This window comes from Stenotrophomonas sp. GD03819, assembly GCF_029841665.1.
Lineage (GTDB): Bacteria > Pseudomonadota > Gammaproteobacteria > Xanthomonadales > Xanthomonadaceae > Stenotrophomonas > Stenotrophomonas geniculata.
Genome location: NZ_JAOCEW010000021.1, coordinates 1 through 24,059, shown reverse-complemented (window position 1 = coordinate 24,059; position 24,059 = coordinate 1). Strand labels below are relative to the sequence as shown.

The following is a 24,059-nucleotide window of genomic DNA, read 5'->3' as shown; positions in this document are numbered from 1 at the left end:
ACCGACCGTTGCCGGTCAGGCCTTCAGCACCTCCACCTTGTACGAAACCGCATCACCCTCCTGCTCGATGATCAGCCCGTGCACGTCCGACTCGAAGCCCGGGAAACGAGCGTTCTGTTCGCGGGCGATGCGCAGCGACTGGATGATCGGCTCGTCACTGTCGCCAAAGCGCTCGCCCGGCATGATGGTCGGAATGCCCGGCGGGTACGGCACCAGCATGGTCGCGGCGACGCGGCCACTGAGCTGCTCGATGTCGACCCGCTCGATCTCGCCCTTGACCAGGTGGTTGTAGGCATCGGCCGGGGTCATCACCGGGGTCGGCAGATCCACGTACATCTCGCGCATCACCTTGGCCACCGCAAATTCCTGGTTGAACGCATGCAGTGCATCGCACAGGTCACGCAGGCCCCAGCCGGCGTAGGCATTGGGATAGTCGGCCGCCAGCGTCGGCAGTGCCTGGCTCAGCGGCGCGTTGCGGTCATACAGCTCCTTGAATGCCATCAGCTCGGTGACCAGCGTGCTCCACTTGCCCTTGGTGATGCCCATCGAGAACAGGAACAGCACCGAGTACAGGTTGGTCTTCTCCACGGTAATGCCGCGACCCCACAGGAACTTGCTGAGCACCGCCGCCGGAATGCCCAGCTTGCCCATGCTGCCGTCCATCGCCAGGCCCGGGGTCAGCAGGGTCACCTTGATCGGGTCGATCAGCACGTAGTCATCGACCAGGTTCTCGAAGCCGTGCCAATGGGCATCCGGTTGCAGGTACCATTCCTCGCGTTTGGCCACCAGCGGCGCCGGCGTATCACCCTTGTCCAGGCTGCGCTCGACCAGGGTCGGCTGCCACACACTGAACCACCAGTCGTCGCGGCCCAGATCGTCACGGACGTGCAGCATCGCGCGGCGGAACGCGATCGCCTCGTCGTGCATCTCCTGCACCAGCGAACGGCCAGCCTCGCCTTCCATCATCTTCGAGGCCACGTCGCAGGCCGCGATCACCCCGTAGTGTGGGCTGGTCGAGGTGTGCATCATGAACGACTCGTTGAAGCGCTCGGCGTCCAGGTTGCGTTGCGCCGAGTTGCGCACGTGGATCATCGAGGCCTGCGAGAACGCCGCCAGCAGCTTGTGGGTTGAATGCGTGGTGAAGATGATCGCATCCTGCTCACGGGGCTTGCCTTTGGCCATGCCGTAGTGGTTCTCGTAGAACGGATGGAACGCGGCGTAGGCGTACCAGGCTTCATCGAAGTGCAGGAAATCGACCGCGCTGCCGATCTCATCAGCGATCTTTTCGGCGTTGTAGCACAGGCCGTCATAGGTCGAGTTGGTGACCACTGCGATGCGTGGCTTGGAACCGGCCTGGTAGGCCTGGCTGGCCAGCGGGTTGGCAGCAATGCGCTGCTGCAGCGACTCCGGCGTGAACTGGTCCAAGCTGATCGGGCCGATGATGCCGTGCGCGTTGCGGCTTGGGGTGAAGTACACCGGCACTGCACCGGTCATGATCAGCGCGTGCAGCAGCGACTTGTGGCAATTGCGATCGACGAACACCACGTCACCGCGCGCCACCGTGCCGTGCCAGACGATCTTGTTGGCGGTGGAGGTGCCATTGGTGACGAAGAAGGTATGGTCGGCGCCGAAGTTGCGTGCCGCTTCTTCCTCGGCATCCTTGATCGGGCCGGTATGGTCGAGCAGCGAGCCCAGCTCCGGCACCGAGATCGACAGATCGCTGCGCAGGGTGTTCTCGCCGTAGAACTGGTGGAATGCACGCCCCACCGGCGACTTGGTGAACGCCACGCCACCGGCATGGCCCGGCGTATGCCAGGAATAGTTCGACTCGGCCGCATGATGGATCAGCGCCTTGAAGAACGGCGGCAGCAGGTTCTTCATGTAGTCTTCGGCTGCGCGCATCACCTGCCGCGAGATGAAGCTCTTGGTGTCTTCGAACAGGAAGATGAAGCCGTGGATGTACTTGAGCAGCTTGCTCGGCACCTTCTCGATGGTGCGGCGCTCGCCGTACAGGAACACCGGCAGGTTGGCGCGGCGCGCACTCTGCTCACGCAGGAAGGCAGTCAGGCGCTGGAACTCGCCATCCACCTCTTCGCTGCCATCGATCGAAATCAGCACTGCCGAGGCCGCCACGTAGGTGCGGGCACCGGCGCGCGCATCATCCAGGTTCAGGCCGCACAGCACGCGCTGGTCGTTGCTGCGCAGTTCTTCCACCAGGGCGCGGATCAGGATGCCGCCGATGCGCGGCGACTCGTAGTCGTTGTCGATGACAATGACCGGATAGTCCAGGGACTTGAAGTACACGTTGATTCTCCTTGTCGAACTCAGGAACGCTGGGCGCCGGCGCTGATGGCCGATGCCTCGCGGGCGCGCTGCCGCTGCTGGCGGCGCTCCTCGCTGAAGAAGGGATAGAACACGGTGATGAACAGCACGAACAGGAAGGCGTACTGCACGATGGTTCCCGACGAGCCGTAGATCGCCCACAGGCAGTACACAACGGTCAGGCTGGTCAGGGTCCAGAACGCACCGGTATGGACCAGGGTGTGCGAACGCTCGACCACGAAGTAGCAAGCCACGCACGAGTAGATGTAGGGCAGCAGGGTCAGTACCACGGCGGCCGACGTGATGACGTCGAACTGTGCCGACGCGGTTTCCGAGGTGGAGGTGACCAGCACCGCCAGGGTCATCAGCACCGCTACGATCAGCACGCCCTTGACCGGCACGTCATCCTTGTTGGTCTTGCTGAAGATGCTCGGGAACAGCCCGTCGTCGGACGCCGCCTTGGCGCTCTGTGCGGTCAGCAGGATCCAGCCGCCCAGCGAACCCGCCGCGCCGATGAAGGCGCACAGGCTGACCAGCGCACCGCCCCAGCCACCGACGGCCTTGGCCGCAGCCAGAGCGAACGGGGCATCGGAGGTCTGCAGTTCGCCGTTGGGCACCATGCCCATGATCACCGAGGAACTGGCGATGTAGGCGATGGCAGCCAGGAACACACCGGCCAGGGTGGCACGGGCCACGTTCTTCTCCGGGTTTTCCACCACGCCGGCGGTGACCGAAGCGGATTCGACGCCGATGAACGCCCACAGGGTCAATGCCGCAGCACTGGAGATCGCGCCGAAGTTGGATTCACCGGACACGTTGTAGGCGCCCTTGAAGATGTCGGCATCGAAGAAGAACCAGCCGAAGATGGCGATGCCCAGGATCGGCACCAATGCGAAGCTGGTTGTGACCGTCTGCACGCGGCTGACGAAGGCCGGGCCGATCACATTGGCGAAGCTCAGCGCCCACACCAGCACCAGCACCGCGATGCAGCGCACCAGCGGCTCGGACAGGATCGGGAAGAAGTAGCTGAAGTAGCCGACCGCCGCAATCGGGATGGCGACGTTGCCGATCCAGTTGGCGAACCAGTAGATGGTGTTGGTCTGGAAGCCCATGTAGGGCCCGAACCAGTCGCGCGCATAGGCGTATGGACCGCCCGCCTTGGGCGCCAGCTTGCCCAGCTTGGCAAACACGAACGCCAGCAGCAGCGCACCGGCGGTGGTGATCAGCCAGCCCCAGATCGAGGAGGTACCGATCTTGGCCAAGCTGGAGGGCAGCAGGAACACACCGGAGCCCATCATGTTGCCGGCGACGAGGAAGGTGGCTCCGACCACCCCGATTTTCTTTGCTTCTGCCATGACAATCTCCTGTACTGGCATGAGCCCGGTGCGGCCGGGCGTGGGGACGGTTGCGCTGGCGTAACGCCGCTGGCGCTTACTTGATGAAGTTGTATTGCAGGCTGCCCTGCACCCGGACCGTGTCGCCGCGCGCGCCGCCCTGCTGTTCCAGGCGCCCGTACAGCAGCTCCATGCCCATCGTCCACGACGGTGCCGGGCTCCAGATCAGGTTGAACACGCCGTAGCGACTCTGACGGAATGCGTCGGCCGCCAGTGCAGCATTCCGCTCCAGGGTCAGCTGGCCGACGATCAGGTTCGAACGCCACAGCTCGGACCAGTAATGGGTGTAGCCAACGAAACCACCGTGCAGGTCCAGCGCATCAAGGCGGCCATCGGCACCGACCACCGCGTCCAGCCCGGAGCCGGTCAGGTCAGCGGTGTAACGGCTCAGGCCGCGCCCGCCGAGGGCACCGAACAGCAGCAGGTCGCGCTCGCCCACCGACGCCGATCCGCTCAGCTGCAGGCCACCGGCCATGCGCCGGTCGCGCTCATCGTCACCGTCATACGCCAGGCTGCGTGCCACCGCGCCCAGTTGCAGGTGGCCCCAGTCGCGCTCCATGCGCGCCGTCACCGTCACATCCGGCAGCCGGTTCACCGCCGCGCGCTCATCGCTGGCACCGGCAAGTTCAGTCTTCGGATCTTCGGCGGCAATAGTCAGGGTGTTGCCCTTGCCCATCGCAAAGCTGTGGTGGATGCCGGCCACCAGCAGATAGCCCGCACCACCCGGACCGGCGAAATCCAGCGTGTCAGGCAAGCTGTCCGGATCCATGAAGCTGGAATAGCCGTAGCCCGCGTAGGTATTGCCGAGCTGGCCATAGGCGTGGCGCAGGCGGAATTCATAACCATCACTGCTGCCGAAGAAGTCGTTCTCCAGGTAGAAGCGCAGGTTCCCGTGCGAGGTCGGGCGCCGCGCCTCGAAACTGAAGCGGGTCTGCTTGGCATGGATGTTGAAATTGGACACGTCACGATGACGGCCGCCCACTGGCATCGACGAAGGAATGAACTGATCTTCGTCGCCGGCTGCGCGCGAATCGGCGATGGCATCGAGCTTGGCGTAGCCACCAATGCGGATCACCGTATCGGTGCCGGGAATGGCGAAGAACCCCTTCAGATCCGGGTCGGTTGGGCCGGCCGCACTGTCCGGTCGCGATGCCGCGGTGGAAGGATCGGCCACCGATTCACGCTGCGGCAGCACCGGTTGTGCCACACCCGGCACCTGGGTGGGATGCAGCAGATGGGTAGCGCCTGCAGGTGCGGTCGCAGGCGCAGGGATCTGCGCGACGGCAGGCGCAACCGCGCCATTGCGCTGCTCAAGCCGATCCAGCCGCTGCTGCATGCCTTCCAGTACCTGACGCATGGCCGCGATCTCACGGCGCAGCGCCTGCGCGTCCTCCTTGTCATCAGCCTGTGCATATGCCGGCGTGATCGCCAATACGGTCAAGCAGGCCAGACTCAGTACCGCCACGCGCATTGCATCCTCCCTGGACGTCCATGTTCATCTCGCAGGCCGAACGCACGCATGCGCGGCTCCGGCCCCACGTTGCAGTTGCTGGAAATGCGGATACTGCGTCGACGGCGGCGGCCAGCCTGCGCACTGCAGGCAACAGGACGATGACACTGCCCTGCCCGCACCGATGTCGACTCCATCAAGGCCGCGCTGCCAAAGAGGTGGCGACCGCAGCGGTCTGGGTAACAAGCACGGAGTGAGAATGTCGTGAATGGCTGTGCCGGCCGACCCTGATCAGGGCGTGGCGAGCGCGGCATCCGTCGCGCAGTGACGCTGTATTCCATGCGTCACAGGCTAATCCGCCTGTCGTTTTTGGCCTTGATTGGAATCAAGGCGTGATGCTTGATGTCAGTCACGATTCAGACGTGACGATGAACCAACGTTGCGCGGGCCTGCAACCGGAAGGCCGGCCACAGAATGCAACAGGCCCGCATGCTGCCATGCGGGCCTGTGCAATGTTTCATGAAGCTGGCGCCACTCAGCGCGGGCCAAGCACCGTCTGCAGATCGGCACCCTGCGGCAGGCCCGCACGACGCTGTACCTGGCCCTGTGCGTCCTGGAACAGAATGCCCGGCGTGCCCTGGAAGCCCATTTCGATCATCAGTACCTGATTGGCATCGAGCTTGCCAGCAATTTCGCGGCTGATGTTCGGCAGCGCCTTGATGCCACCGCGATCAAAATCGTGCTCGTTCTGCAGCAGCGCTGCACTCGGGTCACGGGCTGCGAGGATGGCCGCCGCCTTGGCCGGGCTGTCCTCGCGGATGACGCCGACCATGATGTGACGCAGCTGCACCTTGCCCGCATCGACCCACGGCCGTGCCGCTTCCCAGAACTTGTGGCAGTAAGGGCAGTTGGCATCGCTGAAGGTATAGACCACGCGCGGCGCATCGGCCTTGCCGTCACGTACCCAGGCGCTGGATTCCAGTTTGGTCCACATCTTGGCCGACATCGGCGAGGCCACCAGCTTCTCAACGGCCTCAGCGGCTACATCGTTGCCCTCCGCATCGAACAGGCTGCCGACCAGTACATGCTTGCCATCAGCAGTGACATAGGCCGCTGCCGGCTGCTGGCCGCCGACCACGCCGGCGAAACCTCGCAGGCCACCGGGGGCATCGAATTCGGCGACGACCTCGAACCCATGCTTCTCGATGCCCTTCAGCACCGCAGGGCGATCGCCCTTGTTGGCAGCGGCTGTGGCGCTCGCTGCCGGTGCCGCGGCGGTCTTGCCCGGCGGCGTCTGTGCCTGGCTGCAGGCGGCCAATGCCAGCAGGACCGGCAGCAACAGCACCGCCGGGGCGGTGCGCAGGGAAGTCGACAACATGGGAACTCCGTAGTGAGATGCCCGCGCAGGCTACCGCAGCCGGCGCAGTTTGTGTTCAAGACCCGCTGCCGTCAGTTCGCCGAGGTGCAGTTCACGCAGGCGCCCTTCGGCGTCGAAGAACAGGGTCGAGGGATAGGCCTGCACACCCAGCACCGTGGATGCCGCAGCGTCATCGTCCAGCAATACGTTGCCCAGCAGGAGCCGTTCGCGCGCAACGAAACCCTGGACCTCCTCAAGGGTTTCACCCTGGTTGAGGAACACGAACTGCACGTCCGCATGTGCCTGCTGTGCCGCTGCCAAGACCGGCATCTCGCGCCTGCAGGGACCACACCAGCTGGCCCACAGGTTCAGCACCAGTGGCTTGCCACGAAACTGCTGGAGATCCACTCTGCCCCCTTGCAGATCAGCAACCTGCAATACCGGCAAGGGCATCCGCCGCTCCTGCCAGGCGGACAACAGCTGACTGCCGCCCGCCCAGAGCAGCACACCTGCCAACGCCGCGCCCAGCACCGGGGCGCGCAACGCCCGCCATGGGCGCAACCGCCACAGTCCCCATGCCAATCCCGCAACCAGGACAACCGCGAGCTGGTAGCCACCATCGGCAATCTGCAGAATGCTCCACGGCGCCTCGCGATACAGCGCGAAGTTCAAGGCCACGAAGCTGATGCGACCACACAGCAGGCCCACCAGCAGCATGTCCAGAACCATGCTGGGTGCGGAAGGCAGCGGCATGCCGTCCTTCCTGCGTGGCCACAGACGCGCCACGGCCATCGCCAGCAGTACGCACACGAGAATCAATACCACCGGCATCGGCACCGGCCCAACGCTCGACATCAGACCACCTGTTCAATCGTCCACTGGCTGCATGGTCGAAGTGTCGCACTCCGGTTGCAAGCCCGACGATGCTGCCCGCATCAGGCCGCGCTGCGCCCCAGTTGCATCACCGACGGCGATTGCAGCCCGCGCAGACTGCCCGCCACCGACGGCATCAAGGGCCGCTCGCGGCGCTTGCTGCTGACGTGACGCCGATAGTTCGCCGGCGTCATGCCAACGATGCGCAGGAACAACCGGCGAAACGCACTCTGATCGGCGTAGCCGACGCCCCAGGCCACCTCATCGATACCCGCTCCCTGCTGCAACAGGGTCTGCGCCTTGGCGATGCGCAGCCGTTGGCAGTACTCGATCGGCCGCAGGCCGGTGGCCTTGAGGAACCGCCGCTGCAGCGTGCGCGGCTCCAATCCGGAGACTTCGCAGATCGCGGCGAGGGTGGCGCCGCGTGCCGCCGTGGTGTGCAACCAGCGCTGTGCCTTCAATACATCACGATCTCCATGTGCGAAGTTGGCGCTGAAGCGTTCCAGATCCTGCTGGATCGTGGCGGGCACGGTGATGCCCAGCTGCTGCGCCACCGCACTGGCCACGCCCTGCCCATGCAGCCGGTACAACAGCCGCAGGCCCAGGAAGCGCCAGGCCTGGCCCCCGCCGACCGTCAGCAGGTCGCCGTCATCCACCAGCGCCCGCTCGCTCGGCACCCAGCTCGCGGCCTGCGCCTGCAGGCCTGGATGGCGCCCGAGATCGGGGCCACTGACCGTACGCCCGGCCAGCAATCCGGCCCGTGCCAGCACGCTGACGCCATCACTGGCGGCGGCCAGCAGGCTGCCACCGTCATAGTGCGCGCGCAGCCAGTCCAGCAGGACCTCATCCGCGCGCAGGCACGCGCCGGCACTGATCTGGCCGGGAACCGCAATCACAGCCGGGATGGCCGCATCGAGCATTTCCGCACCCGCAATACGGTGCACACCAGTCTGGCTGGCCGGCACGATCCAGCGGGTGACCAGCACCCGCTTGAACGGCCGGCGCTGCTGCTGGGCAAGGCGATTGGCAACGTGCGCCATTTCGGCCAGTACGGAGGCGGCAGACGGATCACCTCCCGGGTATTCAACCACCGCGATCTCGACGAATCCTTCGTTCCTGAATCCTTCCACAGACCACCTCCTCGGTTCGTTGCAGGCCATCGAACGGCCGGTTCAGGCGAAGGGTAGGAACTGGCCCATCGGCGGGGCTATGAAGAAAGTTGCAAAGTGCGCTGAATGCGCGCACCCGGTCCAAGCCTTGACTCTCGACCAGACTCCAGGCTTCACAATGGTCGGCAGCATCCGCAGGAATCCGCCATGAACATTGGACAACTGGCCCGCCAGGCGGGCGTGCCGATCGATACGGTGCGCTACTACGAACGACAGCAGCTGCTGCCGACCGCGGCCCGCTCGGCGGGTGGCTACCGCATCTTCGGCGAGCAGGATCTGCGCCGGCTGCGATTCATCCGCCGCGCCAAGGCGCTGGGCTTCAGCCTGGAAGAGATCGGCGAGCTGCTCGTACTGAGCGATCAGCACTCGCAGGACATGGGCAGCGTGCGCGACACCGCGCAGGCCCGCCTGCAGGACATCGCGCAACGGATGGCCGAGCTGCAGCGCATGCACACCGCACTTTCGCAGCTGGTCGACGCCTGCCCCGGTCACGGCACGCTGGACCAGTGCCCGATCCTGGCGGCACTGACCGACAACGTTGCACAGGCGAAAGGCGACTGACATCGGCTTCGCAACGCACGTGAAGAAAAGTGCAACAAATGCTTGCCAACCCCCTGGGGCAAGGCTATTATTTCGCTCCTCAGCGACGTGGGGCCATAGCTCAGCTGGGAGAGCGCCTGCATGGCATGCAGGAGGTCAGCGGTTCGATCCCGCTTGGCTCCACCAATCTTTCGGCATTAGGCCGTCGAAAGGTCGCTAAAGAACATTGATGAGAATTGCGTCCCCATCGTCTAGAGGCCTAGGACATCACCCTTTCACGGTGGCGACCGGGGTTCGAATCCCCGTGGGGACGCCACTCATCACGAACAACGAGGACCCGGCCGATAACCGGGTCTTTTTTGTTCACCGCCTACCAGCATTCAGGTAGTGGCGTTGCGGTTCCCCTGCCCTCGTGGCCGCGGTTGAACCGGAACGAAAAAAGCTCAAAAAAAGCTTCCACAAACGTGAACACGCAGGTATGATAGGCGGCTCGGTAACACGGGGCCATAGCTCAGCTGGGAGAGCGCCTGCATGGCATGCAGGAGGTCAGCGGTTCGATCCCGCTTGGCTCCACCACTTTCGACATTAGGCCGTCGAAGGTTCTACAACTTGAAGTTTTCGTGCGTCCCCATCGTCTAGAGGCCTAGGACATCACCCTTTCACGGTGGCGACCGGGGTTCGAATCCCCGTGGGGACGCCAGTTTCAAAACGGACTCTGCTCCCGGCAGATCATCCGGAGTTTCATTGGGGCCATAGCTCAGCTGGGAGAGCGCCTGCATGGCATGCAGGAGGTCAGCGGTTCGATCCCGCTTGGCTCCACCACTTCGACATTAGGCCGTCGAAGGATCTACAATTTGAAGTTTTCGTGCGTCCCCATCGTCTAGAGGCCTAGGACATCACCCTTTCACGGTGGCGACCGGGGTTCGAATCCCCGTGGGGACGCCAATTCTTTAAAACCCCGGCTTCGGCCGGGGTTTTTCTTTGCCTGTGATTTCTGAAAAGGCCCGATCCAGCATGGATGGCCTCAGCCTGGACACACCTCAGAACCGGCGATACATCCCGATCGATGCAGGTGCGGTAGGTGCGAAACCAAACTGCGCGTACAGCCGGTGCGCTTCACCATCTGCCAGAAGGCTGACGTATGCCGACGGCGGCAGGTTTGCCTGCATCCAGCCCTCCAGGCGACGCATCACTTCCTTGCCCAGGCCCTGCCCCTGCAGGCGCGGCAATACGGCGATATCGCAGACCTGCAGGTGGCAGCCCCCATCGCCGACGATGCGCCCCATCGCCACCAGCTCGTTGCCCTGGTAGGCGCACACGCCATACAGGGTATTGGGCAGCGCGCGTGCCGCCGCTTCCTGGCTCTTGGCACTGAGGCCCGCCAGCACACGCAGCTGGCAATAGTCTTCGACCGTGGGCACGGCGTCGCGGAACTGGCAGGCGACGGAATCATTCATGCGCTTTCTCCCTGTAGGTCGGGCTATCCTGCCTCATCCATGTCGCAACTGCTGCGACCCGCGCCTGCAGAGTTCCCATGTGCTATTCCGCCCTGATCCGCGCCGACTACGCCAAGCTGGTGCGCGAGTTCGGCGCCATCCTGTCGCTGGAAGAATTCGCGGAGCTGTACGCGCACGATCCCGGCAAGAAGCGCCCCAGAACTCCCAAGGCCATGGATGACGGCTTCGCCGGTGCGCGCACCGAGCAGGGCCGCGACATCGTCGCGAAAATCCAGCAATGGCATGCGCAGGAGCGCCAGGATCTGGAAGCGGAGCTGGCCCGCCAGCGCGAGCGACGCGATATCGCCAACGCCACGCTGGCGACCCGCCCCACCCAGAAGGCACGCAACGACCTGCGCGTGGCCGGCAACCGCATCGATCGTGCGCAGGCTCGGCTGGAAGACCTGCACCGGGTGCAGCTGCTGCCGCGCGACAACCGCATTTTCCCTGGCACCTACGCACCGGTCATGGTCAGCGAGGGCGGCAAACGCGTGATCAAGCCGATGCGCTACCAGTGCCGGCTGCCGGACAAGCCGGTGCGCAACGACATCCTCTATCCCGGCACCTACAACGCGAGGCGCGACAGCCTGGAAGGCTATTGGCGCGGTGCGTTCGGGCTGCGCCACGGCGTGGTGGTGGTGCAGGCGTTCTATGAGCACGTACCGCGTCACGCCACCGCCGGCCCTACGCCGGGTGCCGATGAGATGGAGCAGGACGTGGTGCTGGAGTTCCGGCCTGATCCCCCGCGCGATCTGCTGCTGGCCTGCCTGTGGGCGGAATGGGAAGGACCGGAAGGTCGCCTGCTGTCATTTGCCACCATCACCGACACGCCTCCGCACGACGTCGCTGCTGCGGGCCACGACCGCGGCGTCGTTCCCATCCGCAGGGAACACCTCGATGCCTGGCTCAATCCCGATCCGGATGATCTGGCGCGCCAGTACCGCATCCTCGACGACCGCGAAGAGATCCGCTACGTGTACGAAGAAGCGGGCTGAATACCGCGCACAGATGAAAAACCCCGCCTGGGCGGGGTTCATGGATCAGGGATTGCCGCCGCACATCGCCTCTTCGCAGAAGGCCTGTTCCTGCAGGCATTGTTCGACCTCACCACCCCGCGCGATACAGCTCTTGTAGAGCTGGAAACAGGGCTGGCCGCACCACGCGGCAGAGGCCGTACCACCGAAGACCGCCATCGAAAGGACACCCGCAGCGACCATGCGCTTGATCCACTTCTTCATGCCACTCTCCTTGTAGGCCTGAGCATTCAGGCCCGGGCAGGATACGCCCACCGCTTCAGCATGCGCCAATCAGGCCCTGGCGCTGGCGCGGCCCACTGCGCGTACCAGCGCCTGGCTCAGATCTGCCGAGAGATACGGCTTGACCAGCAGCACGCCGGCCAGCATCGGCCCGGGCAGCTGCTCGGCCAGCATGCCGGTGGCCAGCACGAACGGCACGCCACGCGCCGACAGCGCCGCGGCCACCGGCTCGCTGGTCTCATTGCGGGCCAGGCGGTAATCAAGCAGGGCAACGTCCGGGGTCGACGCCTCCAGCAGGCGCAGCGCCTCAGCGACGCTCGCGGCCAGACCCACCACCGTCGCACCGGCGTGCACCAGCTGCATCTGCAGCAGTGCGGCACTCATCTCGTCGTTCTCGACCACCAGCACCCTCAGGTCCTGCAACACTGTCATCGGCTACCACTCCTGGAGGCATTCAAGCCGCCGCAGTATAGCCACCACTGGGCCGAAGCCGACAGGACGCGCCCTGATCGGCCTCCCCACTATGAAAGCCGTGCCGACCTCGTTTACAATCGCACGCTGCCTGCCGGTGTGGCGGAATGGTATACGCAGCTGACTCAAAATCAGCCGGGGGTGACCCCATGAAGGTTCGAGTCCTTTCACCGGCACCACTGCATCAAAGGCCAGGTCCCCGACCTGGCCTTTTGCATGTTCAGGGCCCGGGCGCCGAAACTGGCGACGATGCCAACGCTCGCGCTGCCCACGCTCCCCGCTACCCTGCCCGCACGGCTGCGCCCACTGCACGTGGATGACGCTGCCGCCTGGTCCCGTTATCTCTCGCTGCCGGGCGTGACCGGGCACACCAGCTGGGGCGACGTTTCCGAAAGGGCACTGCGACGCCTGCCCACCGCAACGCACCCGCGCTGGGCGCTGGTGGGCGCCTGGATGTACGCCCGCGTCGAAGGCTCGGCGTCACCACGCTGAAACACAACTGCGACTTCCGGCAAGCTTTGGAATAGACGCAGCGCACACTTTTCTTGCAAGCCTCACGTGCTTCTGCCTATCGTGATCCCAGCCGGAGCTGGGGGCGGGGGAACGCATGACGTTGCGTGCGGCACTGTTTTTTCTGGTCACGCACGCGCTCGTCATTGCCTTTGTCGGCCCGCAGGACCCGGTCGGCTCCTACCTGATGCTGATCACCGCCCCGCTGCTGGCTGCACTGGCCTGCGTGCGGCGCGCTCGTGACAGCCGCCAGGCAGCCTGCAAATGGCGGACGCTGGGCGCTGCCGTGGGCCTGTTCTCGCTGGCCCTGCTGGCCCTGCTGTACCGCAATGTGGCCAGCCTCGATCCTGCGCAGATGACCGTGTCTTCGCTGATCCTGTACGTGTTCTACCGGATTCCCCTGACCTACGTGGCCGCCAGCCCGGGCGGCGGCAACCGCTACATCCGCGCGGTGGACCTGCTGATCATCGCGTTGCTGTGGCTGTTGTACTACGGGCACACGCGGGCGATGGCGCACTTCAACACCGCATTGTGGACGCAGTGCCTGAACGCCATGAGCAGCGTACAGAACAGCCTGGTGTTCTGCTTCGCGCTGATCCGTTTCCTGGCCGAGGACAATCCCGACCGCCGCGATTTTTTCCGGACACTTGCGATCTACGCGCTGGGCTACTTCCTGCTGGCGTTCTACATCAACACCTATCAACCGCAGCTGCCCGACGGCAACTGGGGGGACCTGCTGATCAGCGGGCTGTTCGTGGTGCTGGCCATCATGGCCGGCAGCAAGCGCCGCTATCCGGCGGTGGAGGTATCGCGCAGCCTGCGCCGCATCGTCGACGCCGGCGTGCCGTTGATGCTGCCCTTGCTGCTGATGATGGTGGCGCTGCTGGTCGCGCGCCTGCAGCCCACCCTGGCCACGGTGGGCTTCATTGGTGCCATGCTCGGCTATGCCCTGCGCAGCGTGCTGAGCCAGGTGGAGATCCAGCGCCAGCGCGATGAGCTGGAAACACTGGCGCGGCGTGACCCGTTGACCGGTCTGGGCAACCGCCGCAGCTTCGACGAATCACTCGGCAGTGCCCGTGGCCGCGCGCACCGCCAGGGACTCGGGCTGGCGGTACTGATGATCGACATCGACCACTTCAAACGGCTCAATGACACCTACGGCCACCCGGAAGGCGATCGTCGCCTGCAGTCGGTGGCTGCCATCCTTGATGGCTGCCTGCAACGGGGTGACGATCTGCTGGCCCGCTATGGCGGCGAAGAGTTCATCGCCGCCCTGCCCTCGCCCGATGCCGCCCACGCCCAGGGCCTGGGCGAACGGCTGCGCGCTTCGGTCGAAGCCGCAGCCCTGCCCGCCCCTGAAGCCACCGTCACCATCAGCATCGGCGTGGCCTGGCAGGCACCGGGCGAAGACCGCGATCCGCGCGACCTGGTCGAACGCGCCGACCAGGCCCTGTATCGCGCCAAGCATGCCGGCCGCAACTGCGTACGCGGCGACACCGGCACCACGGAAGACTGGTCCGGGCGCCGCGTCTAGACCGCGTGCAGCGCCGCCGCTCCATGCCGATGCCCGGCCCCGCCCTGCACGCGGAAGCTGGCCACGGTCTGCAGCAGCTGCGCCGACTGTTCTTCCATGCTGCGCGCCGCCGCCGACGCCTCCTCGACCAGGGCCGCGTTCTGCTGGGTGCCCTGATCGATCAGGTCGACCGCATGATTCATCTGCTGGATGTCGTCGCTCTGCTGCTGCGAGGCAGTGCTGATTTCGGTCATCAGGTCACTGACCCGGCGCACGTTGGTCACGATTTCATCCATGGTGCGGCCCGCGCTCTCAACCTGCGCCGTGCCGGCGCCCACATTGGCAACCGACTCATCGATCAGGTGCTTGATCTCCTTGGCTGCGCTGGCCGAACGCTGCGACAGCTCGCGGATCTCGGTTGCAACCACGGCGAAGCCACGGCCATGTTCACCGGCACGCGCAGCCTCCACCGCTGCGTTCAGCGCGAGAATGTTGGTCTGGAAGGCGATGCCGTCGATCACCCCGATGATGTCGACGATGCGCCGCGACGAGGCATTGATCACCGCCATCGTCTCGACCACCTCATGCACCACATTGCCGCCTCGCGCGGCGACGTCGGCCGCTCCACCGGCCAGCTGGCTGGCCTGGCGCGCGTTGGTGGCCGTGCGCTGCACGGTCTCGGCCAGTCCCTTCATCGACACGGCGGTTTCCTCCAGCGAGGCCGCCTGCTGCTCGGTGCGCTGCGAGAGGTCGCTGTTGCCCTGTGCGATTTCAGTCGCGCCGACTGCGATGGTGTCCGCAGCGAACTTGATCTGGCCGATGATGGCCGCCATCGCCTCGACCAGCGAATTCACGCCTTCGCACAGTTCGGCGATCGACCCGTTCTTGTCGGCGGTGGCCACGCGCTGGGTCAGGTCGCCCTGCTTGGCGGCAGCCACCACCTCGCGGGTCTGCGCCACGGCGCGCTGCATGGCCTGGTTCTCATGCACCTGCGCGGTGATGTCGGTGGCGTACTTGACGACCTTGAACGGCTTGCCGTTGAGGTCCAGGATCGGGTTGTAGGATGCCTGGATCCAGACCTCGCGCCCGCCCTTGCCCAGGCGCCGATACTGCCCGGCGTCATACTCGCCACGCCCGAGTTTCTCCCAGAACTGGCGATATTCGACGCTGCTGCGATGCTCGGGCTCGACAAACAACGAATGGTGCTGCCCGCGCACCTCGTCCAGGCTGTAGCCGGTGGCGGCCAGGAAATTGTCATTGGCCGACAGGATGCGGCCATCCATGCTGAACTCGATCACCGCCTGCGACTTGGCGATCGCGGCCAGTTGCCCCGCCGAGTCGGCCGCCTGCAGCTTCTGCGCGGTGATGTCGGTCGCGAACTTGACCACCTTGTACGGCCGCCCCTGGCGGTCCAGCACCGGGTTGTACGAGGCCTGGATCCAGATCTCGCGCTGGCCCTTGCCGAAGCGGCGGTACTGTCCGGCGTCATATTCGCCGCGCCCCAAGCGCGCCCAGAAGTCGCGGTATTCAGCGCTGCGCGCCTGCTCGGGGTCGACGAACAGGGAATGATGCCCGCCCTGGATCTCCTCCAGCCGGTAGCCCATCGCCTGCAGGAAATTGTCATTGGCCTGCAGGATGGTGCCGTCGAGCGCGAACTCGATGACGGCCTGCACGCGATGCAGCGCGGCCACCTGCGCTTCCAGCTCGGTGCGGTCGGTCACCGCCTTCTCTGTGCGGGTGCGTTGCTGCGGCGCCAGTGCGCCAAGCAGCGCACGCCACGGCGACCAACGGGTATGCAGCTCGGCCGGCGCCTGCGCGCCCGCCGTGAAGCCTGGAATGAGCATTGTCTGATCCTCGGTGTCCGGTAAGCGGTTGTGACCCGACGGGCGGGACGCCCGGCGGCAACATCAGTTGCCAGGGACTACAGGTGCCAACCGGCACCTCTCGAGCGACTGCCAAGAACGTCTGCTGCGGCTGCGATCGGCATCTAGGAGCGGCGGAACACACTGCGTGGACCGCCCATCGGGGGCAGTCTGGGGTCCTGCGGCGGGTGACTGGAGCGGGATCCAGAGGGAGTATCGGCGATGCCGTCGGCCGCTTTAGCGGGATTCCGCGACGTCCGTCGCAACTCCGTGCATTGCAGCCGGAATGCGGTAGACGACTGCCGTGTACTTCACGCCCTGCTCACGTGCCACCGCCTGCCCGCCGAGGGACTCAGCCAGTGAACGGCTGGACCGGTTCCGTTCCGCCACCGGGTAGCGGAACGCCGCACAGCGCAGGCGCTCGGAGGCCGCCGACCACACCGCCGCCACTGCTTCGCGGCCATAGCCGTGCCCATGCATCACTTCTGCGATCCAGATGCCCAGCTCGGGTTCTGCTTCCCCGGCTCGATGCAGGCCTGCCAGGCCAAGGAATACATCATCCTCGCGCCTGCGGATCACGAACGTGATGTCGGACCCGTCGGCAATGGTGGGTAGCCACGTCTGCCAGACCGCAGCAAATGCCTCCTCCGACGGAGGCGGCTCGAAGGCCATGTAGCGGGTCAGCCCGGGTGTGATTCCCGCAAATGCCTCGTCGGCGTCACCGGGCGTGAATGGCCGGAGGTGCAGCCGCGGACTGTCGATGGTCCAGTCGTCGGATGTCATGTTCTGCATTGCCTGAGCGCTGAGTACAGCATCACTCAGCAGAAGGATGCAGCTCAAGGCAGAAAGGTTTACATGACCAACGCGGGATTCCCCAGCCGGAGAAAATGACCAGCATGAAGGTCCCGCAGGACGCTTATCGACATGGAGATCGCATGTTCCCTCGCTTTGCCAGCCTTCTCTTCCTGGCCGTGTGCAGCAGCAGCGCGCTGGCCAACGACACCGCCTATCGACCGGCGTTCCACCCGGACCAGCTGAAGGGACCGCCCGCAGGACGCCCGAACGAAGTACTGGTACTGGGCAGCCCGCACCTGTCCAGCCTGCCGGAGACCTTCACGCCGGCGATGCTGGAACCTCTGCTGCAGCGCCTGGAAGCCTGGCGGCCCACCGCGATCGCAGTGGAGAACCTGTCCGGCCTGCAGTGTGACTTCATGCGCCGCAATCCAGCCCGATACGCGGAGAGCGTAGCGGACTACTGCGTCGATCCGGCCCCGGCGCAGGCCGCCACCGGCCTGGACGTGCCCAGCGCGAACGTGGAGATGGAACGCCTGCTTGCGGAATGGCCGAAGGCGCCAACCGCTGCCCAGCGACGCCGATTGGCCGCAGTCTTCCTGGCCGCGGGCGAAAGCAGCTCGGCAGTCGTCCAATGGCTGCGGCTGCCCAGGGAAGAGCGACGTGCTTCGGACAGCCTGACGCCGGAGCTGGTGCGGTTCCTCGACACGCGCATGACCCGCCGCAACGAGGCCGGCCTGGTGGCCGGCGTCCTTGCCGCACGCCTGGGGCTGGAGCGCCTGTGGTCGGTCGACGACCACACTGCGGATTCGCCAACACCGGAATCGCAGCAGAAGGCCTACGCTGCCGCCATACGCGGTGCCTGGGACAATTCCTTCGTCAAAGCGCGCAGGGCGGCCGATGAACGGCTCGAAGCCAATCTTGACCAAGCGGATGGGTTGCTCGCGATGTATCGCGCCTACAACGCACCCGAGGCCGTGATGGCGGCCTTCAACAGCGATTTCGGCGCGACGCTCGTCGAACCCTCGCCGGAAGGCTTCGGCCGCAACTACGTGGGCTACTGGGAAACCCGCAACCTGCGCATGGTCGCCAACATGCGCGACATACTGGGCCAGCATCCAGGCACCCGCATGCTGACCATCGTCGGTGCCTCGCACAAGGGCTACTACGAGGCTTACCTCAACCTGATGCACGACGTGCAGCTGGTCAGTTCGGATGAAGTTCTGCGCTGACGCAACATGACATGGGGGATGCGGTGACCATCCACCGCATCACTCCACCGCGTTCCTGCCCGCCCGCCAGAGCACGATGCAGGCGGCACCGATGCAGGACAGCGTGAATACCAGCAGGGCGACCGCGCCGCCCTGCAGCACCGGCAGCAGGGCCTGCGCGTGCAGGTCGCCGCGCAGCTGTTCCGCACGCAGGCAGGCGGCCAGGGCCAGGCACCAACCGACCAGGGCCGGGGCGAAGGCACGCACCGTCACCGGGTTGCAGACATTCATGGGATCACCTGTACGAGGGGAAGTGCACGGAGTATTCGCGCACGCCCTCTCACAGGCTGAGATCAGCCCTCGATCGGGTCGATGTCGTCGCTCGGCAGCTCACTGGCCTCGCCCTGCACCTGTACGTTGTTGCGACCCATTGCCTTGGCCCGGTAGCACTGGGCATCAGCCGCCGCTACAGCCTGGTCCACGCTCATCCCGCCCGCCAATGGCGCGATACCGATGCTGGCGCCCACATGCAGGCGATCCCGGTCCCACGGAATCGACAGCGATGCCAGGGTGTGCAGCAGTTCACCGCCGATGCGCGCTGCACGACGCGGTGTGCAGCCGGACAGGATCACCGCGAATTCGTCGCCGCCCAGCCGCGCCACCACGTCCGAATCGCGCACGCCGTGGCGCAGCACGCTGGCCACCGCCCACAGCACGGCATCGCCGGCCAGATGGCCCCAGGTATCGTTGACCGGCTTGAAGCGGTCCAGGTCGATGTACATCAACGAGGCGGCCTGGCCGGTACGCTCGACGCGGGTGATCGCCTGCTGCAGATGCACTTCGAAGCCGCGGCGGTTGCTCAGCTCGGTCAGCGGATCGATCTCGGCCAGATGGCGCGCCTCGCGCTGGCGCGCGCGCTGCTGGGTGTCGTCGCGCAGCACCCACACTGCGCCCCGTACATGACCTTCATCATCACGCAGCCAGGCACGGGTCAGGTCAACCGGAATCGTGGCTGTGCCCAGGCGCAGCAACAGGTCAGCGTGCAGGTCCACTGCGTTGCTTTCCGGGTCCAGCAGCACGGAGACATCCAGCACTGAACCGGGTGCATACTCAGTGGTCAGTGCCAGCACATCCTGCACCTTGTGCCCGGCCAGCGACAGCGCGCCATCACCGGCCAGGGTGCGCACCGCGGCGGCATTGGCGTAGTCGATGCGACCATCCAGGCTGACACTGAGCACCAGGTCGGCCACCGCATCAAGCGTGATACGGCTGCGCTGCTCGCTCTCGAACAGGCGCTGCTCGCTGCTGCGCTGGGCGCTGATGTCCTGGATCTGCGACACGAAATGCAGCGGCTCGCCGTGCTCGGTGCGCACCAGCGACACCGACAGCCGTGCCCAGATCACCTTGCCGTCGCGATCGAGATAACGTTTTTCCAGGTGGTAGTGGCTGCGCCGCCCGGCCAGCAGGTCCTGCACCAGGGCCAGGTCGGTCTGCAGGTCGTCGGGGTGGGTCAAGCGCTGGAAATCAACCTGCAGCAGTTCTTCGCGGGGGTAGCCCAGGATCCGGCACAGTGCGTCATTGACGTCCAGCCAGCGCCCTTCCAGCGACACCAGCGCCATGCCCAGCGCCGCCGACGTGAACGCACCGGCGAATTTCTCTGCCGACAGGCGTGCTTCGGCACGCGCCTGCAGGATCTCGGTAATGTCGATGGACATGCCGACATAACCGATCCGCGCGCCGCCGGCACCATCCATGCGGCTGATCGACAGGCGCACCTGGCGTGGCTGGCCATCCTTGCGCCGCAGTGTCCACTGCCGGGAATAGGTCTGCTCATCGGCGCGAGCGCTGAGTGCTTCAAACGCGCCCGGCAGGCTTCCGTCCGCAGCCGCCAGCGGACGCAGCCAGGCCGCCAGCTCGTCCGGATCGTGGAAATCACCCAGTCGCCGCTGGCCGACCACTTCTTCGGCGCTGTATCCCAGCAGGCGTTCCGCGCCGGTATTGAACAAGGTAATGGTGCCTTCGGTATCGGTCGCGATCACCGCCACCTCGTCGGATGCGTCGACCACGGCCTGCAATCGCTGCCGGCTCTCGGCCGCATCCTGTCGCACCTGCTGCAGCTCGGTCACGTCGGCGTGTGCACCGGCCATCCACAGCGGTCGTCCCTGCCCGTCCCATTCGAACACGCGGCCACGGTCGTGGATCCATATCCACTGGCCATTCTTGTGCCGCATGCGCAGCAGGCAGACATAGTTGTCGCTGCGGCCTTCGAAATGGTCCTCCAGTGCCGCATCGGACAGGACGATGTCGTCGGGGTGGACCAGCTTCAGGAACGTCTTCTGGCACACCGGCTCCAGCTCTTCCAGGCGATAGCCGACGATCTCCGCCCAGCGCGCATTGACCCGCATTTCGCCGGTCTGCACGTTCCATTCCCAGGTGCCGGCTGCGGTGCCGTCGATGATCATCGCCAGGCGACGGCGCTCCTCGGCCAGCTCCTGCAGGCGCCGTTCGAGCAGCCCGTTGCCGTTGCTTCCCTGGCCCGCCATCAACCCGCCCCGCGGCCCGCACAGGCGGGCAGTGGCCGCAGCACAACGCTGCAGCCCTCAACGAAGACAACGGGTCCTGCTGGCGTCATGGCCCTCCCCAGCGACAGCGGGGTGGCCGAACGCCTCCCCTCAAGCGCAAGTGTGCGCAATCACGGGGAAAACCGACAAGTCCCTCACCACGAATCAAGCGTGACGGGGGACACGGTCCTCAACTGCGCTTGGCGCGGGCGAAGGCCTCGGCCAGGGCATTGTTGGCCGGGGGCGCGGACACGGCGGGACGGCCACCATTGCCCTGGCCCCGGTTCGGCCCGCGGTTCGGGCCGCCTGCGTCGCGGCGCGGCCCCTGCCCGCGCTCATCGCGCTGGCCCGAGCGGCTGGTGGCCTGCCCGGGGGTGTCGTCCAAGCGCCGGGTCAGGGCGATGCGCTTGCGCGCCACGTCCACCTCCAGCACCTTCACCTTGACGATATCGCCGGCCTTGACCACGTCGCGCGGATCCTTCACGAACGTATCGGAGAGCGCCGAAATGTGGATCAGGCCGTCCTGGTGCACGCCGATATCGACGAAGGCACCAAAGGCCGCCACGTTGCTCACCACGCCTTCCAGCACCATGCCCTCGCGCAGGTCCTTGATGTCCTCGACACCCTCGGCGAAGCGCGCCGCCTTGAACTCCGGACGCGGATCGCGGCCCGGCTTTTCCAGTTCCTTCAGGATGTCGCGAACGGTCGGCACGCCGAAGGTGTCGTCGGTGAACTGTTCTGCTTTCAGGCCACGCAGGAAGCTGCCATCACCGATCAGCGCCTTGATCGGGCGCGCGGTGCTGGCAACGATGCGCTCGACCACCGGATAGGCCTCCGGATGCACCGCCGAGGCGTCCAACGGCTGATCACCGTCGGCGATGCGCAGGAAGCCGGCGCACTGCTCGAAGGTCTTCTCGCCCAGGCGCGCAACCTTCAGCAGGTCTTTGCGACGCTTGAACGGGCCGTTGTCGTCACGATGGCGCACGATGTTCTCGGCCACCGTGGCCGACAGGCCGGACACCCGCGACAGCAGCGCGGCAGACGCGGTGTTCACGTACACGCCGACCGCGTTCACGCAGTCCTCCACGCGCGCGTCCAACGCCCGGGCCAGACGGTACTGATCCACGTCGTGCTGGTACTGGCCGACACCGATCGCCTTGGGTTCGATCTTGACCAGTTCGGCCAGCGGGTCCTGCAGGCGGCGGGCGATCGATACCGCGCCACGCAGCGACACATCCAGGCCCGGAAACTCCTTGGCCGCAAACTCGGAGGCCGAGTACACCGAGGCACCGGCCTCGCTCACCACCACCTTCTGCAGCTTCGGGTTGCCAGCGGCCTTGATCGCTTCACCGGCCAGCTTGTCGGTTTCGCGGCTGGCGGTGCCGTTGCCGATCGCGATCAGCTCCACGTTGTGCTTGGCGCACAGCTGCTTGATGGTCTGCAGCGACTGGTCCCACTGGCGGCGCGGCTCATGTGGGTAGATGGTATCGGTGGCGACCAGCTTGCCGGTGGCATCGACCACGGCAATCTTGCAGCCGGTCCGGATGCCCGGGTCCAGGCCGAGCACGGTCTTCGGGCCGGCCGGTGCCGCCAGCAGCAGGTCCTTCAGGTTGTCGCCGAACACCGCGATGGCTTCGGCCTCGGCCTTTTCGCGGGCCTGGTTGAACAGGTCCAGCAGCAGATGGGTATGCAGCTTGGCGCGCCAGGTCAGGCGGCAGGCGTCCAGCAGCCAGCGGTCGGCGGCACGGCCCTGGTCGGCAATGCCGGCCTTGCGCGCCACGCGCCCTTCGGCGTACTGGTGGCCAGCCTCGGCATCACTGCCCGGGTCCAGCTCCAGGAACAGGATCTCCTCGCGGCGCGCGCGGAACAGCGCCAGCAAGCGGTGCGAGGGAATCTTCGCCAGCGACTCGGCGTGTTCAAAATAATCGCGGTACTTGGCACCTTCGGTTTCCTTGCCCTCGGCCACGCGGGCACGGATCACGCCGGATTCGCCGAGCCAGGTACGCAGTTCGCCGACCAGCGCAGCGTCTTCGCCCCAGCGCTCCATCAGGATCGCACGCGCGCCTTCCAGCGCAGCCTTGGTGTCGGCTACGCCCTTGTCGGTGTCGACGAAGGTGGCCGCGAACGTCTGCGGGTCCTGCGTCGGGTCAGCCAGCAGGCCATCGGCCAGCGGCTCCAGACCGGCCTCGCGGGCGATCTGGGCGCGGGTGCGGCGCTTGGGCTTGTACGGCAGGTACAGGTCTTCCAGGCGGCTCTTGGTGTCGGCGGCGAGGATGTCGTTGCGCAGTTCGTCGCTGAGCTTGCCCTGCTCGCCGATGCTGGCCAGCACCGCCGCGCGGCGGTCTTCAAGCTCGCGCAGGTAGGTCAGGCGCACTTCCAGGTTGCGCAGCTGGGTGTCGTCCAGGCCCCCGGTCACTTCCTTGCGGTAGCGCGCGATGAACGGAACGCTGGCGCCCTCGTCGAGCAGGCCGACCGCGGCGCGTACCTGGGCGGACTGGGCACCGATCTCATCGGCGATGGTCTGGGCGATCTGCTGGGCGAGCGCGCTCTGTGCGTTCTTGGCGTCGTGCATTGCTTCAGGTCTGTGCCGCGTTTCGGGAAGACCCCATTCTGGCAACCCACGACGGAGCCGGACAAGGCATTGACAGGGGGCGAGGTTCAGCGGCGGGGCCGGATTGGACGCCGGCATCCTGGCAAGAAGAGGGCTCGGACTGGCCCTGGGCTGGGATGCCGGCGCGGGCGCGCGATGGTGGCGCGCCCTGCCGCGTGTTGCGGAGGTCAGCGGTAGTGGCGGGCGGCGCGCTGCATGACGATCTCGTCACGCATGCCTTCCAGGGCCATCAGGCGGACCTTGCCGACACCCTGCAGTTCCATGAACCGCTCCGTGTAGAACTCCGGCCCCAGCGCGGTGTCGGCGCGGGATTTGCTGAAGCCGTAGGGCACCACGCCCTTCTCGCCATCCTTGCTACCACCGACATAAAGAACGATTGCCATGTGATGTATTCCTCCAAATTGCTACTGCGTACTGCACTCGATGAGCGATGCTGCGAGCTCATCGAGGGAGAGCTTACCGCGTCGAACCTGACTGGAACGTCACGAAGGCTAATGACGATCGGTTGCATGCAGATGACGGCGGGATCGCAGCAGAATGCTTACGGATCCTTAACTTCCGGCTAACGAATCGTGGGGGATTCCTGCCAACGGCGCAGCCCCTCGTGGGTGGTTTGGTTGGTCGCGGAAAGCCGGTTTCCTGTGGGCTGGCCGGGAGGGTGGGTAGGCCGG

Annotated in this window: 20 protein-coding genes and 7 tRNA genes; 12 read left to right on the top strand and 15 right to left on the bottom strand. The window is 65.7% G+C overall.

Annotated features, from left to right (window positions below):
* Positions 1-15: 15 nt before the first annotated feature.
* From N5D45_RS13725 to N5D45_RS13700, 6 genes are all read right to left on the bottom strand, one after another.
* Positions 16-2,304 (bottom strand): Orn/Lys/Arg decarboxylase N-terminal domain-containing protein, encoded by a 2,289-nt coding sequence (locus N5D45_RS13725; RefSeq protein WP_010484988.1) that lies wholly within the window; start codon positions 2,302-2,304, stop codon positions 16-18.
* Between the two features lie 20 nt (positions 2,305-2,324).
* Entirely contained in the window at positions 2,325-3,677 is a 1,353-nt protein-coding gene (gene adiC / locus N5D45_RS13720; protein ID WP_164191511.1) for an arginine/agmatine antiporter, read from the bottom strand.
* A 76-nt stretch (positions 3,678-3,753) separates the two neighbouring features.
* The gene (locus N5D45_RS13715; RefSeq protein ID WP_134957791.1) at positions 3,754-5,187 is read right to left on the bottom strand and encodes a DcaP family trimeric outer membrane transporter; all 1,434 of its coding nucleotides are present in this window, start codon (positions 5,185-5,187) and stop codon (positions 3,754-3,756) included.
* Positions 5,188-5,701: 514 nt separating this feature from the next.
* Positions 5,702-6,544 (bottom strand): thiol:disulfide interchange protein DsbG, encoded by an 843-nt coding sequence (gene dsbG / locus N5D45_RS13710; RefSeq protein ID WP_010484982.1) that lies wholly within the window; start codon positions 6,542-6,544, stop codon positions 5,702-5,704.
* Positions 6,545-6,574: 30 nt separating this feature from the next.
* Positions 6,575-7,378, bottom strand: a complete 804-nt coding sequence (locus tag N5D45_RS13705) for a TlpA disulfide reductase family protein (RefSeq protein ID WP_134957793.1) — start codon at positions 7,376-7,378, stop codon at positions 6,575-6,577.
* 80 nt (positions 7,379-7,458) lie between these two features.
* On the bottom strand, positions 7,459-8,526 hold the full coding sequence (locus N5D45_RS13700; protein WP_019336511.1) for a helix-turn-helix domain-containing protein: 1,068 nt from the start codon (positions 8,524-8,526) through the stop codon (positions 7,459-7,461).
* Between the two features lie 186 nt (positions 8,527-8,712).
* Here N5D45_RS13700 and N5D45_RS13695 point away from each other — a divergent pair, with 186 nt between their 5' ends.
* The 7 genes from N5D45_RS13695 to N5D45_RS13665 all read left to right on the top strand — a co-directional run bounded on the left by N5D45_RS13695 (position 8,713) and on the right by N5D45_RS13665 (position 10,050).
* Entirely contained in the window at positions 8,713-9,126 is a 414-nt protein-coding gene (locus tag N5D45_RS13695) for a heavy metal-responsive transcriptional regulator (RefSeq protein ID WP_010484978.1), read from the top strand.
* 89 nt (positions 9,127-9,215) lie between these two features.
* Positions 9,216-9,291, top strand: a tRNA-Ala gene (locus tag N5D45_RS13690).
* A gap of 54 nt (positions 9,292-9,345) precedes the next feature.
* Positions 9,346-9,421 (top strand) — tRNA-Glu (locus N5D45_RS13685).
* Between the two features lie 184 nt (positions 9,422-9,605).
* Positions 9,606-9,681: transfer RNA gene (locus N5D45_RS13680), tRNA-Ala, on the top strand.
* A gap of 48 nt (positions 9,682-9,729) precedes the next feature.
* Positions 9,730-9,805: transfer RNA gene (locus tag N5D45_RS13675), tRNA-Glu, on the top strand.
* Between the two features lie 46 nt (positions 9,806-9,851).
* Positions 9,852-9,927: transfer RNA gene (locus tag N5D45_RS13670), tRNA-Ala, on the top strand.
* 47 nt (positions 9,928-9,974) lie between these two features.
* Positions 9,975-10,050 (top strand) — tRNA-Glu (locus N5D45_RS13665).
* Positions 10,051-10,145: 95 nt separating this feature from the next.
* Here N5D45_RS13665 and N5D45_RS13660 read toward each other — a convergent pair.
* Positions 10,146-10,562, bottom strand: a complete 417-nt coding sequence (locus N5D45_RS13660; RefSeq protein WP_010484960.1) for a GNAT family N-acetyltransferase — start codon at positions 10,560-10,562, stop codon at positions 10,146-10,148.
* Positions 10,563-10,639: 77 nt separating this feature from the next.
* On the opposite strand from N5D45_RS13660, the gene N5D45_RS13655 reads away from it, so the two are divergent.
* On the top strand, positions 10,640-11,596 hold the full coding sequence (locus tag N5D45_RS13655; RefSeq protein WP_197656356.1) for an SOS response-associated peptidase family protein: 957 nt from the start codon (positions 10,640-10,642) through the stop codon (positions 11,594-11,596).
* 45 nt (positions 11,597-11,641) lie between these two features.
* On the opposite strand, the gene N5D45_RS13650 is transcribed toward N5D45_RS13655, so the two are convergent.
* Positions 11,642-11,839 carry a hypothetical protein gene (locus N5D45_RS13650; protein ID WP_010484956.1) on the bottom strand — a complete coding sequence of 66 codons (198 nt, stop codon included), beginning with the start codon at positions 11,837-11,839 and terminating at the stop codon, positions 11,642-11,644.
* 69 nt (positions 11,840-11,908) lie between these two features.
* On the bottom strand, positions 11,909-12,289 hold the full coding sequence (locus N5D45_RS13645; protein ID WP_019336514.1) for a response regulator: 381 nt from the start codon (positions 12,287-12,289) through the stop codon (positions 11,909-11,911).
* Between the two features lie 132 nt (positions 12,290-12,421).
* Here N5D45_RS13645 and N5D45_RS13640 point away from each other — a divergent pair.
* The 3 genes from N5D45_RS13640 to N5D45_RS13630 all read left to right on the top strand — a co-directional run bounded on the left by N5D45_RS13640 (position 12,422) and on the right by N5D45_RS13630 (position 14,372).
* Positions 12,422-12,507 (top strand) — tRNA-Leu (locus N5D45_RS13640).
* A gap of 70 nt (positions 12,508-12,577) precedes the next feature.
* Positions 12,578-12,820, top strand: coding sequence for a hypothetical protein (locus N5D45_RS13635; RefSeq protein WP_260362372.1), 243 nt, complete (start codon positions 12,578-12,580; stop codon positions 12,818-12,820).
* A 115-nt stretch (positions 12,821-12,935) separates the two neighbouring features.
* Positions 12,936-14,372, top strand: coding sequence for a GGDEF domain-containing protein (locus tag N5D45_RS13630; protein ID WP_279939103.1), 1,437 nt, complete (start codon positions 12,936-12,938; stop codon positions 14,370-14,372).
* On the opposite strand, the gene N5D45_RS13625 is transcribed toward N5D45_RS13630, so the two are convergent.
* Positions 14,369-16,195, bottom strand: a complete 1,827-nt coding sequence (locus N5D45_RS13625; protein WP_057504126.1) for a methyl-accepting chemotaxis protein — start codon at positions 16,193-16,195, stop codon at positions 14,369-14,371. The two genes, N5D45_RS13630 and N5D45_RS13625, sit on opposite strands and share 4 nt — an antisense overlap.
* Before the next feature lie 255 nt (positions 16,196-16,450).
* Entirely contained in the window at positions 16,451-16,996 is a 546-nt protein-coding gene (locus N5D45_RS13620; protein WP_181299141.1) for a GNAT family N-acetyltransferase, read from the bottom strand.
* Positions 16,997-17,148: 152 nt separating this feature from the next.
* Between N5D45_RS13620 and N5D45_RS13615 the strand changes: the two genes are divergently transcribed.
* Positions 17,149-18,237, top strand: a complete 1,089-nt coding sequence (locus N5D45_RS13615) for a DUF5694 domain-containing protein (RefSeq protein WP_043403094.1) — start codon at positions 17,149-17,151, stop codon at positions 18,235-18,237.
* Positions 18,238-18,276: 39 nt separating this feature from the next.
* On the opposite strand, the gene N5D45_RS13610 is transcribed toward N5D45_RS13615, so the two are convergent.
* The 4 genes from N5D45_RS13610 to N5D45_RS13595 all read right to left on the bottom strand — a co-directional run bounded on the left by N5D45_RS13610 (position 18,277) and on the right by N5D45_RS13595 (position 23,771).
* Positions 18,277-18,507, bottom strand: a complete 231-nt coding sequence (locus tag N5D45_RS13610) for a hypothetical protein (protein ID WP_010484939.1) — start codon at positions 18,505-18,507, stop codon at positions 18,277-18,279.
* A 62-nt stretch (positions 18,508-18,569) separates the two neighbouring features.
* Positions 18,570-20,759, bottom strand: a complete 2,190-nt coding sequence (locus tag N5D45_RS13605; RefSeq protein ID WP_228354616.1) for a PAS domain S-box protein — start codon at positions 20,757-20,759, stop codon at positions 18,570-18,572.
* A 208-nt stretch (positions 20,760-20,967) separates the two neighbouring features.
* Entirely contained in the window at positions 20,968-23,349 is a 2,382-nt protein-coding gene (locus tag N5D45_RS13600) for a Tex family protein (protein ID WP_057504125.1), read from the bottom strand.
* Positions 23,350-23,555: 206 nt separating this feature from the next.
* Positions 23,556-23,771 carry a hypothetical protein gene (locus N5D45_RS13595; RefSeq protein ID WP_005410085.1) on the bottom strand — a complete coding sequence of 72 codons (216 nt, stop codon included), beginning with the start codon at positions 23,769-23,771 and terminating at the stop codon, positions 23,556-23,558.
* Positions 23,772-24,059: the final 288 nt, after the last annotated feature.